Genomic DNA, 12,079 nt, shown 5'->3' on the forward strand with positions numbered 1-12,079 from the left:
CCCCGCAGGCACCGCCACCGCAACAGGAGGCCCACCGTGAACGACCCCGCCGCCCTCGCCCTGCTGAGTGCCAGTGCCAAGAGCGCGCCCGACTTCGCGCACCTCAGCACCCTGCATGCCCAGGCCGGAGTCGAGTGGCACCGCGCCGCCCAGCTCGCCCGCCAGCTGGTGAAAGGCGGGCTGTGGGCCGTGACGGGCCGGGCGGAGCGAACGCGCTACGTCATCACGCCGGACGGGCTGGCGCTGCTGGAAGGGCAGTGAGCCGCGCCCGCTTCCAGAAGGTCAGCAAGGTAGACGGCGGCCTGCTCGAATCGACGATCCAAGCGCAGATCGTTCAAGCCCTCAAGCTCACCGGCTGGACAGTTATGGAAGCCCTCAAAGGCTCAGCACGCGGCGGCGTGGTTTACAGCACGCCCGGCATCCCTGACCTGATCGCCGTGAAGTCGGGTCGGGTGGTGTTCTTGGAGGTCAAGCGTCCAAAAACGGGCAAGCTCAGCCTCTCGCAGCGCACCTTGCACGCCGAACTCACCAGCGCCGGGGCCGCGCTGTATGTGGTGACGAGTGCCGAGGAAGCGCTCAGGGCTGCTTTGGCTGGATGACGACTTCAAGGCCGAGGGCGTCCTAATAGATCCTCAAGATCCTCAAAATGCAATCTACAAAGAAAAAGCCCGCCAGAACCATCTGTCCAACCGTAAATTGCTTGCGCTCTAAAATACCCCAGCCAATCAGAAGCAGCCCCATGACGACACCAAGGACGAGGATGTTAGAGGCCGTCAAGTTATCCATGACATCTGAACGCCATTCGACGACTGCTTGAACCAAGCGTGCGAGGCCCGTCAGTACAAGTAGCGTGCGGCCAAACCCCAACGTAATGAGTCGATTCATCGTTGGCTCTTGCGCCTAACTTTCTGATTCCGGCACGAGTACGACCTTCAGGCCCAGCTCCTTCAAGATCTCGGGCCAGAGACTGCGTTGGCTAACAACCTGCTCGACTCTCAGGGTACGGCTGAGCGCTTGCGGCGTGACGTTCAATTTGCGAGAGAGCTCTGCACGATTCATGCCTGCTGCTGCGAGTGCTTTTTCTACCGCACGCGTCGGGGTGTCCATAGCGTCAGGGTAGCACAATATCACCCCATAGGGTTGACATACTAAACTCTATGGGGTAACATACCTACATCAGAAACGGGCGCCTCCCTTGCGAAGTGAGCGCCCGATTCTGAGTCAAACCCCCGCAGGAGAACGACATGCAAGAGTTTACCCCCAACACCAACCGCGCCGCCCACAGCCGCACCTTCAACATCCTGAGCGTCACCCGCGAGTGCGGCGTCACCACCGACGTCGAGTACACCACCGTCCAGCTCACCCGCGCCGACACGGGCCTCACCGCCCAGATCAACGGCCAGCCCGCCGAGCTGGAGCGCGCCGTCGCTACCCTCCGCACCGCCGAGCGCGTCTGGCTGCTCGAAGAAGTCCTGACCGAGCCCGCCCCGGTCGCCGCAGAAGTGGCCGTGATCGGGAAGGCCGTCGCCTGCGAGCTGCACCGCGAGCTCGGCCGCCTCGGGTACCGCGAGCACTACGCCCTGGCCGGTGACGTACTGAACCGCGTTGTCCCCAGCCTCGCGGCCATCACCGCCGCTGAGCGTGATCTGGTCCGCGAGTACGCCTACGGGCAGCTGGGCCTGATGGTCGGTGGGTGGGCGGCGTGACTTCCCCCTTCGCTCGCCGCCATACCAAGTGATGCGAGGCTCAGGCCGCATACCCATGGATGGCCTTCCAGCTGTGGAAAACCAAACGCTAAGCTCACTAATCCGTCACCGATAGGTCACGCTCTTTAGGACTCGGCCAGAAGGCATTCATCGTCTCGAAATAACCTTGGTGGCCCCACCAACTGAGTTGTTAGGATGGGGCCGCATCGCCCGCCCCCGTTCTGCTACGCCTGCCTGGAGGACCAGCCATGTCCCGTTTCCCCTTGCGCCCGTTGCTGTTGCCCGCCTTGGCCCTGGCTGCTCTCGGATTCAGAGGGCCATCCGATCCGCTGCGTCCGTCAACCCCGGAAGACGGCGTGGGCCCACTGACCCGACGCCGGTACTGGATCGAGGTTGAGGACGCCGTCCGTTCCCCTGAGGAAGTTGCCAAACATTGGCGCGAACATCTTCCCGACCATGCACCCAAGTGGCTCGCCTGGTTTCGTGGTCTGGACCATCCCATACCCCCAGTGCAAACCGGAGACCGTCTGTGGATTCGGATGCTCCTCATCCGCCGTGGACGTGTGGTCATCGAGCATGTGGACCCATTGGGGTTCCGTGTCCGCACACTACGGCTACACCCTGACGCGGGAACCTCCGACTTCCGGGTTTATCCGGGAGAGATGCCCGGCCAGATGATTTTGCAGATCGAGTCTTTACTGCGGACCAATTCGCAGTTCGATCGTCTGGCTTATATCTTCGGCGTCCACGCGGCCCAGCGGCGCAATTGGGAGCTGACCCTGCTCAGCGTAGCGAAGTACACGGGAGGAGAGATCATCAATCGGGGGCACGAATCTCTGGAGATGTCCCAGCTCGCACACTCCTTCGCCCTGCCGAAGACGCCAGTGGGAGCGAGCAGTCAGACCGCTCAGCACGCTTAGCGTTCTTTACTGATCACGCCATGGTACCGCCGCCCTCCGGGGCGGCTTTTCTGCTGTCATATTCCACCTGAAACTGTAGACATGACAGTGCCGCTCAAGGGGCGCACTCCGAACGGCGGGGTGAAAAACCCCAAACCAGAACCCACCACCTTCACCGAAGCGCTCGCTGCAATCAAGAACCTGCAGCGGCGTGCCTTCGTCGTGTCTTACGTCGAACGGCCCAACGCCACCCGGGCCGCAAAGTTGGCAGGCTACAGCCAGAAGACCGCCTACTCACAGGGCCAGCGGCTGTTGAAAGATGTTGAGGTTTCCTCCGCCATTCGATTGGGGCAAGAAGAAACCGCCATGCCCGCGTCCGAAGTCAAATCCCGGACGTCCGAGGTGGCCCGCGCGACGCTCGAAGACTTCTTCACCTTCGATCAACGCCAACACCGGCCCATGCAGCTACGGCCCGTCAGTGAACTGCTCACCGAACTCTTCAGCGAGATCGCCTTCGAAGAGCGGTTCGTCAAGCGCGCCGAGTTCCTCGGGAAGAAAGAGCGGGCCGATCATGACAAAGCCCAGGCGGCTCGCAAGCGAGAAGCCCTGCGCATGGAACTGGAAATGGAAGACAACCCCAAGGCCAAACGCTGGGCACCAGGCCCACCAGTGATCGTCGAAGTCGAACGCCTAGATCTCGCCAAAGCCCGCGACCTCGGCGTGCTGCACCTGCTCAAGAGCCTCAAGTACACCCAGCACGGCCCGGCCATTGAGCTGCAGAGTCAGGAGCACGCCCGCGATCAGCTCGGCAAGCTGCACGGCCTCTGGCGAGACGAACCTGATAGCCAGTCGCCCAAACCGGACGGCAGTCCACAGCCGATTCCTGACGATGATCGTGCCGAGCGCCTGCAAGCTGTCCTTGATCGGGCAAAGGCCACAGAATGACGCTCACCGATGATCTAACCCGCCTGACACCGCAGGAATTGGCACTCGTCGATATGCTGCTGAACCCTGACACCATCTGGGCACCGCAACCCGGGCCGCAGCTCGACGCCTACTTCACCGAGGCTGACATCTGCTTCTACGGCGGTGCAGCTGGCGGTGGGAAGACAGATCTGGCGCTGGGCCTCGCCCTCACCGCCCATCGGCGGGCCGTAATCTTCCGCCGGGTCTACCCACAGCTCAAAGGCATCATCGAGCGCCTCAAAGCCCTGACCTACGGTGTCGGCAAGTACAACGCCAGTGAGCATGTCTGGCGCGGCACCCTCGGCGGCAAGCCCCGCGTGATTGAACTGGAATCCATCCAGCACGAAGACGACAAGAACAATCAGCAGGGCCGTGACCGTGATCTGCATATCTTCGACGAGGTGGTTCACTTCTCCGAATCGCAGGTACGATTCGTGATCGGCTGGAATCGCACGGCAGACGAGGCGCAGCGCACGCGGGTGCTGCTGACTGGCAACCCGCCCACCGATCCGGAGGGGGAGTGGGTCATCATCTTCTTTGCGCCCTGGCTGGACGAAGCGTACCGGGTGGTCTTGACGGACCCACTGACCGGTGAGGTGCTGCTCGGCGAGAACGGTCTGCCGGTCGAACTCGGCCCAGCCCAGCCCGGCGAGCTGCGCTGGTTCGTTGTCGATAAGGAAGGGCGCGATCTGCCGGTCATCTCAGGCCGGCCGCTCTTCGTGAAAGGCGTGACCGATCAGCGAACCGGTCAGCTGATGCTGGTGCAGCCCAAGAGCCGCACCTTCATTCCCGCCCGCGTCACCGACAATGCTTACTACATGAAGACCGGCTACATGGCGACCCTACAGGCGTTGCCGGAGCCGCTGCGCTCGCAGATGCTCGAAGGTCAGTTCAACCTGAAAACTGACGATCATCCCTGGCAGGTCATCCCAACCGCCTGGGTGGAAGCGGCGCAAGCCAGGTGGACGCCTCAGCGCCCCGACGAGCCACAGAGCGCCCTGGGTGTGGACGTGGCGCACGGCGGCAAAGACAAGACGGTGCTGAGCGCCCGCTACGGCGCGTGGTTTGCTGAGCAGATTGCGCTGCCCGGCACGCTCACTCCGGATGGTGACAGCGTGGCCGCGCTGGTCATGCAGTACCGCGAAGACGCCGCACACGTGTTCGTGGACGCGACAGGCGTGGGAGCCAGCGCTTACGACAGTCTCAAGCGCCTGGAGAAGATTCCGGTGACGGCCGTGGTGAACGGCGCGGGCAGCAAGAGCCGGGACATGAGCGGCGCGCTGACCTTCGCCAATGTCCGAGCCGAAACCTACTGGCGGCTGCGCGAGGCGCTCGATCCAAAGAAGGGGCTTGACCTGGCCTTACCACCCAGCCGGACGCTCAAGGCCGATCTGTGCGCGGCCCGATGGAAGCTGACGGTGCGCGGCATTCAGGTGGAACTGAAGGAAGACATCTCTGCCCGCATTGGCCGCAGCCCTGACGAAGGCGACGCGCTGGTCATGGCGCTGATGACGCCAGTTGTGCCCACCGAGCTGTTCATCCCCGGCACCTACTCACAGCCGTTTTAGCAGGACTTTGTCAGCCCTCAACCACCGTGTGCTGGCGAAGTGATCCAAGCAACTATCGCGCTTTAGGCAAAGGTTCCATACCACCTGCTGATCCCTGGCATTGGAGAGGCTATCGACGCGGTGTGCTGCGAATCCTTCCCAAATACACCTACCCCCGCTTGGTTAAGTTCAGCCTTGAAGCTTGTCGAGTAGGGAAAGCCGTTATCATGGCTGAGTGAAGGCAAAAACGACACTATTTCTAATTATAGGCCTCGGCTCCATTTCTATATCTTACGCCGGCTCTCCAGATGAGATCAGTCTCCAATGCGCCATGATACCTAAAGAAACTCTTTCTGATCTATCTTTCGTGGAATCAATTGATATAAGCTATAGCTATTCACCTAAAAATGAGTTTCAGCAATCTATTTCATTCGCTGAGAGGTTTTCAGACTCTAAACTACTCCAGATAGATACAATTTCAAAGTCTCCCTATTTACACCATTACTTTTATGATTCATTTGGTAAAATAGTGAACGACAAGTATTTCAATTCAGATGGTGTCTTCTCAGACGAATTTCAATTTTTTTACAATAATGATTCTAACTTATTGAATTACACAGAAACAAGCCTGAGTAATAGTACCGGGAAGGTCACAAGGCTGTACAAAAAATATAACTGCGAATATTCCGCTGACGGCAGGAAGATCAAAGCGACTGAGCAAACATTTATCAATTCCGAAGTCGGGTTTGCAGAAAGGATATCTACTTTTGAGGTGGACAATAAGGGAAGATTGATAAAGAAGAGCGCCCTATACCCCAAGGGCTCCCCTGAAGAAGGGAAGATTGCTAATCAAGTAGTCTATACATACAAAGACACATCAGTCATATATCCAAAAACGGAGGAGCTATATGTCTTTGAGGACGGCAAATTAAACTTATACGGCTCCGCTTCATATGATGAATTCGGGCGACAGATCGAAGGCCTCTCACCACCCCTAAACTTGAAAACCACATATAATTATCTTAATTTTGATAATCATAAAAATTGGACAAAAATGACCGTTACTCTAAAAGATGAAGAATCAGGTGAACAGAACATGCAAATCGTCGAGAGAAAAATTAAATACCATTGATTTCGCTCTTGGAGCGAATGAGGCAATCGCGGTATGGGCTACATCTGCCATCTGACTACCCCTCAAAACGGGTGAGGTGAGGGAAGAAGTCGGCTCCTGTAGGGTATTTCTGCGATGAAAACCCGGAGCCGACATCCCCACGATACCTTGCAGGCCGCTCTGCGGTCTGCCTTCCGCTTGGACGCCCGACGCCTTGAAGTTTTCTGCGCCCTGATTCTGGCAATGATTCAGGCCCGAAGTGTTGTTCTCTACACCCTCAAGACCCACGTCAACTTGCCAGGCAGTCTAGAAACGCGGTATCAGCGCTTGCTTAGATTTGCCCAATTTGCTTTTCCTGATGGGCTTCTTGCACGTTTCGCCCTCTCGTTTCTACCGGCGGGTGAACTCTGGCTGATTCTGGACCGTACCAATTGGAAGCTTGGCAAAAAAGACATCAATATCCTGCTGCTTTCTGCCGTCTGGAACGGCTTTAGTCTACCATTGATGTGGACGCTGTTACCGCATGGCGGCAACAGCCATCAACGCCACCGAAAAGCCCTCATCCAACGCTTTCTCCAGGTGTGCACAGACCGGCCTATCGGCGGTCTGCTGGCAGACCGTGAATTTATCGGCAAGGACTGGTTTACCTTCCTGGATCAACACAAGATCGCACCCTGTATTCGGTTGCGGGCAGACTCAAAAATCGGTGGTATCCCCGCCTGGGCCTGTTTGAGGAAACTCCAGATTGGCGAGGTACGAGTTTGGCATCGAGCTGAAACTGTTTTCGGCGTGAAATTGCGAGTCTGTGCAACGAAAAATGCAGCAGGCGAAATGCTTTATTTGGCGTACCGAGGGTACGCCAGAAAAAATCTGGTGCGCTACGCCCAACGATGGCAAGCGGAAAATCTACACGCGGCGCTAAAAACACGTGGCTTTCACCTTGAGGATACTGGGCTGACCAAGATGGAACGGGTCTCAACGCTACTCAACGGCGTCTCAGTCGCATTCATCTGGTCCTGTCTGACCGGTGAGTTCCAAGAAGCTCAGCAGCCCAGAAAGCGTAAAAATCACGGCTACAACGCGATCAGTGTCTTTCGGCTCGGTTTGGACCACCTTCAAGATCTTCTACTTCACCCCTCAAGAACGTCCTGGACGGCGTTGATAGCTCTTATGCCGCGTTTTGAGGGGTAGTCAGATCTGCCATACCGCGGTGCTCTCTTTTGCAGTTCACCAGACACTTCCTGATCTGCCTGTCACCCTGCGTGACACGCTGGAACCATGCCCGATGCTGCCACGCCCGTTTCGCTTGTCAAAACCCTGACGCCCCTGCAACTGGCGCGGCGGCAACAGCAGAACCGCTTAGAGAGACCAGACCTGCAACTCAGCGCCGCGCTGATCGCTGACCGGCACTGGGCGAATGGGCGCGGCTGGACTGGCCCGCTCCCCAAGTACGACGGCAGCGCCGACAGCGGAACCAACGTCGCCCGCGTGACCGCCGAGATCGAGCGCACCTTCATCAGCCGCAACCTGCCCCTGAACGTCGTGCAGCGCCATGTCAACGGCATCGCGGGCCGGGAGCCGCTGTGGTCCGTCATCCCCAAGCGCAAGATTCCAAAGGACCAGAAGCCGAAAGCGGACGAACAGACCCTCATCGACGAGTTCACGGATGCCCTGAGCGGCTGGTGGGACAACTCTGGCGTGTGGCTCAGCATCCAGAAGGCACTGACGACGGCCCTGTGGTCCGAGCGCGGCACCCTGCGGCTGTTCGTGCCCCGCAGCAAACTGGAAGCCAACGTGACCGACGGTGCGGGTAAGAGCGGCCTCGGCGTCCCCGGCGGCTTGACCTTGGCCGACGCCCTGGGTTACATCAGTGTGCAGGCCCCGAGCTGGGACGCGGCGGGCGTGGTCAGGGACATCGAGGGCCGGGTCAGCAGCGCCTACTTCCACTACAAGGATGCGCTGGGAATGCCGTTCTGGGAGTTGCAGGAGCGTCTGCCCGGTGGCCTGACCCGCGTGACGCCCGCCAGCACCGGCAGCGACACTGACCCGTCGGACGAATACCCCGTGCCCGATCTGCTGCTGTTCGAGGTCAAGCTCGACCCGCTCATCACGGAAAGCGTGCGCCGCCTGGCGCTGTTTGCCGACAAGACCATGACGATGGGCAGCCGCAACATCGACCTGGGCGGCTTCGTGGAGCGCACCATCCTCAACGCCCAGATGCCCGGTGCCTGGAAAGACGACCCGACAGCTCCGGGCGGCAAGCGCTTCACACCTACCACCTACAACACCGGGTCGGGCGTGACGAACTTCCTGAACGGCATCTCCATCATGGCTAAGGATGAAACCACCGGCAAATTGGTGCCGACTGGCAACTTCAGCACGCCGTCCGTCCAGTACAAAGACCCCTCGGGCTGGGGCGTGTTCGGCGAGACCTTCGACGAGGTGCGCGAAGCCATCTTCGACGAGGCCAAGCAGCTGCACGTCCTGATGACCGGCGACGGGCGTGTGAATGGGGTCAGCCGCATCCAGGCGGTACAGGACTTCATCAGCAGCCTGGAGCCCACCCGCATGGCGCTTGAGCAGCTGGTGCGCTGGGTTATCAACACCGTGCTCAGGTTGGGTCTGCACTTCATTGGTCGCCGCTCGGAGTACGACGCCTTCCACGCGACGGCCCAGGCCCGCATGAGCGCGGTGCAGCCCACCCCGGTAGAGGTCGAGACGGCCCTGAAGCTGCACGAAGCGGGCGTGATTGCTGAAGAGACGATGCTGGGCCGGATCGGGGTGGAAGATGTCGCCGCCGAGCGTGCCCGACGCGCTGCTGAAGGCATTACGCCGACGTTGGCCCTGACGATTCTGGAGACGGCCCCGGCCTGGGTGGGTCTGAAGGCCTTGCAACTGGCTTTCCCGGCGCTCGGGATTCAGGATGCAGACGTGACCGCGCAGCGTGAGGCGGACCTCGGCGGTGCGGCTCCGGTCAACCAGGCAGACCTGAGTTCGCTTGACACGGGCCTGGACAATGCCCCAAACCCCTGAAGCCCGCCGCCTCATCAAGCTGGCCCGCCAGCAGGAAGACACCCACCTTCAAGCTGCGCGTGGTGCGGTCCTGCGCCAGTTCCGCAAAGTTGCCTTGAAAGCTGCTGAAGCTGAGCTGAGCCGCGTGCTGGCCCTGCCGCCCGGCAGACGCCGCGCCAGCCTGCCGCTGGTCCTGCGCCGGATCGACGAGGCCATGACCGTCACGCGCACGCCGCCCGCTGAGCTGACGGCGCTGCTGAAGCGGGCCGTGCAGGACCGGACACTGACCTCGGACGATCTGGTGAAGTTGCTCGATCCCAGCTTGAAACTGAACGATCCGGCCAGCTTGCAGGTGAAGACGGTTGACCGGCAGCGCAAGCAGATGAACACCTACTGGGAATCCGAGGGGAAGCGTTTCAAGGATGACGCGGCCAGGACGGTCAGGGAAGCCCTACGTCTGGGCCTCACGCCTGAGAAGGCGGCGGACTTGCTGCAAGCCCGCCTGGGCGTTCACAGAAGCCGGGCGGTGCTGATTGCCCAGGATCAGATGCTCACGGCGGCGAGCCGGGCTGGGATCGACCGCTTGAAGACGCTGGGCGTCAAGCAGTTCCAGTGGGAAACCCAGCAGGACAGCCGGGTACGGCCAGGTCATCAGGCTTTGCAAGGGCGGGTGTTTACTTGGCGAGGCGCGCCGGAGTTGCCGGGGCACGCGGTGATGTGTCGGTGCTGGGCGGCACCTGCTCAGTAACCGACAACCCCAGCTCAAACCGCTCCCAGCGCCGATAAAGTAGATAGCTTCCTTGACTACCGCTTGCTCGGGGTTTTGAGAGGTAGTGGTCTGCCACAGGCATGGCTGGGTTTATAACCTTAGAATGATGAGAGGCGCAGAACCTATTCAGGACGCAAAATCTCCAACCTTGGTTCATGCGAGTTTTCAGTGCCTCATGCCTGTGGTCATCCAGTAGTCCATGGGTCGACACCTCAGCCTTGCGGACAATGGTTAGGACGCTTAAGTTGACGACACGTTAGAGGGCTTACACTATGAGCACGTTATGAAATTGTCTTTCATCTGCTTGGCGATGGTTGCGCCACTGCTTTTCGTGACAGCTTGCGGTCCCACCTCGACAAGCACAACTCCTCCTGGCAGTGGGCCAGCTAAGATCAAGGTCCCAGATAAGGTCAAGGTCAAGGTCAAGGTTGCGTACGACAGTTCTGAAGAAATTAACGTCGCACCAGATCCGGCGAGTTACGGGAACGCGCATTTCAAACTTAACGTCAGTGCTGATAGACCTTCCACGCTCTTCTTTAGTTTGGTTGGAGAATCAGATCAGGACTTCATACTCCTTGCCCCTTCAACTCCATTTGATGTCCCAGGAACACAATCTGTGTCTTTAAGCATTTACGCTAAATCTACAGCCAGCTTAGGAAAACATTCTATGGAGATGATTGTTCTAGATTATACCAATTTCATTACAACTGAGATCACACGAATTCCAATTCAATTCAACGTTATTGGGTATGACGCATATTTATATTCGAGCCTTCTTAAGTCTGGCGAAACCAACCTGCTACCTCTGGTTATAACTGGCTTCTATAATTATAGCGGGCCGATGGAGATCAATGCCATCGATCTGCCCGAAGGCATCACTGCCAAACCTCTCCTCATTCAATTCAAGGGTGGTGTCATGAACGTTGATTACCCAGTTGAAGTAGAGCGCAGAGCCGCGATCTCCCGCCAGCAACTGACTCTGGCTTTTAAAAGCGGGGGTATGAATTTTAAGATAAAGCACGACATTGTCACCACCCCGTACGAAAAGTAAGTCTCTGCGTCTGCTCTCAATCAAAGGTAGCCATCCTCAGCTCAGGATGTAGGGCGATATCTAAGGGATGATAGGGGATCAACGGTTTTCTCCGTTTGGGACAACTTCAAATCAAAGTCGTCAGGTACTGAGCCAATTTTCCATAATTAACCGTATGCCGGTCGCCCTCCGGGGCGGTTTTGTATTGCCGTGTCAGCTCACAAGCCAAGCTGGAAGCATGGAATACCTGCCCCAAAACGACGCGGAAGGCGCAGAACTCAACCTCGCTCACAAGAACGGCACGACCGCCTACATCCAGGGCCGGATGGTGCGAGTCACCGGCATGACCAGAGGCATCCCTGCCCTCTATCTGCTTGAGGTTATGGAGCGTGAACCACAGCGCCTCAAGCCAAGCAAGCGAGATGCGTCAGGCCACCGAGGAGCGCAACGGAAGCGCCCTCCATGCCGAGCGGCTGCAAGTTCGCGGCCGGATCGAGCAGGCGGCAAAGGAAGGACAAACCAGCGTCACCTACTACGACCCGATTAGCCAGGCGATGGCGCGCGAGCTGGCTGATCTGGGCTACGAAGTGAAGGCTGAGAGCGGCCAGAGCCGGAACGAAACGAACTGGAACGTCCAGATCAGCTGGTAGATCGGGCTCCTTCCTAGCAGGACTTTGTCACTTTCTGGGCCGCTGTTTTCGCTGCTGGTGACGGCGAGATCGTTTTAGGGCAAGTGACTCTGGTTGAGTCATCGCTCTCAAGTCACGTCCTTGAGAAACCGCTTGTACCACCGTCTTGAGATCAGGGGGATTGCCCTTGAACCCCTTGAGTAACGCTTGCCAGGCTTCGTTAGTCTTTGGACCCAGCCACTGCGTAAAGATGTCAGGATCAAAGGCACCTCCTGGCTTTGCAAACCGGACAGCAATACCTTGTAAGTCTTCTGAGATGTTGCGGTTTATAGTTTCATGCAAAAAAGTGCGTCGTGAACGGCATTCAGCTGATTCATTTCTAGAAATAACTCCGCGAGGCGCACCTCGGT

Annotated in this window: 15 protein-coding genes; 12 read left to right on the forward strand and 3 right to left on the reverse strand. The window is 58.5% G+C overall.

Annotated features, from left to right (window positions below; genetic code table 11):
- Positions 1-36 precede the first annotated feature (36 nt).
- Positions 37-261: a hypothetical protein gene (locus GUI70_RS19245; protein ID WP_161883937.1), complete on the forward strand. Its 225-nt coding sequence runs from the start codon at positions 37-39 to the stop codon at positions 259-261.
- The gene (locus tag GUI70_RS19250) at positions 258-599 is read left to right on the forward strand and encodes a VRR-NUC domain-containing protein (protein WP_161883938.1); all 342 of its coding nucleotides are present in this window, start codon (positions 258-260) and stop codon (positions 597-599) included. The genes GUI70_RS19245 and GUI70_RS19250 overlap by 4 nt, the downstream gene beginning before the upstream one ends.
- Positions 600-621: 22 nt before the next feature.
- On the opposite strand, the gene GUI70_RS19255 is transcribed toward GUI70_RS19250, so the two are convergent.
- A complete protein-coding gene (locus GUI70_RS19255) occupies positions 622-885 on the reverse strand; it encodes a hypothetical protein (RefSeq protein WP_161883939.1) in 264 nt (87 codons plus the stop codon).
- A 15-nt stretch (positions 886-900) separates the two neighbouring features.
- On the reverse strand, positions 901-1,107 hold the full coding sequence (locus GUI70_RS19260; protein ID WP_161883940.1) for a hypothetical protein: 207 nt from the start codon (positions 1,105-1,107) through the stop codon (positions 901-903).
- A 137-nt stretch (positions 1,108-1,244) separates the two neighbouring features.
- On the opposite strand from GUI70_RS19260, the gene GUI70_RS19265 reads away from it, so the two are divergent.
- The 10 genes from GUI70_RS19265 (at position 1,245) to GUI70_RS19310 (ending at position 11,690) form a co-directional block, all read left to right on the forward strand.
- Positions 1,245-1,706: a hypothetical protein gene (locus GUI70_RS19265; protein WP_161883941.1), complete on the forward strand. Its 462-nt coding sequence runs from the start codon at positions 1,245-1,247 to the stop codon at positions 1,704-1,706.
- Between the two features lie 248 nt (positions 1,707-1,954).
- Positions 1,955-2,626 (forward strand): DUF1990 family protein, encoded by a 672-nt coding sequence (locus GUI70_RS19270; protein ID WP_161883942.1) that lies wholly within the window; start codon positions 1,955-1,957, stop codon positions 2,624-2,626.
- Positions 2,627-2,707: 81 nt separating this feature from the next.
- Positions 2,708-3,550, forward strand: coding sequence for a terminase small subunit (locus GUI70_RS19275; protein WP_161883943.1), 843 nt, complete (start codon positions 2,708-2,710; stop codon positions 3,548-3,550).
- The gene (locus GUI70_RS19280; RefSeq protein ID WP_161883944.1) at positions 3,547-5,139 is read left to right on the forward strand and encodes a terminase family protein; all 1,593 of its coding nucleotides are present in this window, start codon (positions 3,547-3,549) and stop codon (positions 5,137-5,139) included. Before GUI70_RS19275 ends, GUI70_RS19280 begins: the two co-directional genes overlap by 4 nt.
- Positions 5,140-5,353: 214 nt before the next feature.
- Positions 5,354-6,250: a hypothetical protein gene (locus GUI70_RS19285; RefSeq protein ID WP_161883945.1), complete on the forward strand. Its 897-nt coding sequence runs from the start codon at positions 5,354-5,356 to the stop codon at positions 6,248-6,250.
- 114 nt (positions 6,251-6,364) lie between these two features.
- A complete protein-coding gene (locus tag GUI70_RS19290; RefSeq protein WP_161883946.1) occupies positions 6,365-7,420 on the forward strand; it encodes an IS4 family transposase in 1,056 nt (351 codons plus the stop codon).
- An 87-nt stretch (positions 7,421-7,507) separates the two neighbouring features.
- A complete protein-coding gene (locus GUI70_RS19295) occupies positions 7,508-9,262 on the forward strand; it encodes a hypothetical protein (protein ID WP_161883947.1) in 1,755 nt (584 codons plus the stop codon).
- Positions 9,246-9,989: a minor capsid protein gene (locus GUI70_RS19300; protein WP_161883948.1), complete on the forward strand. Its 744-nt coding sequence runs from the start codon at positions 9,246-9,248 to the stop codon at positions 9,987-9,989. The genes GUI70_RS19295 and GUI70_RS19300 overlap by 17 nt, the downstream gene beginning before the upstream one ends.
- 304 nt (positions 9,990-10,293) lie before the next feature.
- Positions 10,294-11,061 (forward strand): hypothetical protein, encoded by a 768-nt coding sequence (locus GUI70_RS19305; RefSeq protein WP_161883949.1) that lies wholly within the window; start codon positions 10,294-10,296, stop codon positions 11,059-11,061.
- Between the two features lie 368 nt (positions 11,062-11,429).
- Positions 11,430-11,690, forward strand: a complete 261-nt coding sequence (locus GUI70_RS19310) for a hypothetical protein (protein ID WP_161883950.1) — start codon at positions 11,430-11,432, stop codon at positions 11,688-11,690.
- Positions 11,691-11,717: 27 nt separating this feature from the next.
- On the opposite strand, the gene GUI70_RS24535 is transcribed toward GUI70_RS19310, so the two are convergent.
- A partial coding sequence (locus tag GUI70_RS24535; protein ID WP_237725044.1) for a hypothetical protein occupies positions 11,718-12,079 on the reverse strand: 362 nt, incomplete at its 5' end.

The sequence above is a fragment of the Deinococcus alpinitundrae genome (genome assembly GCF_009982895.1).
Classification (GTDB): domain Bacteria; phylum Deinococcota; class Deinococci; order Deinococcales; family Deinococcaceae; genus Deinococcus; species Deinococcus alpinitundrae.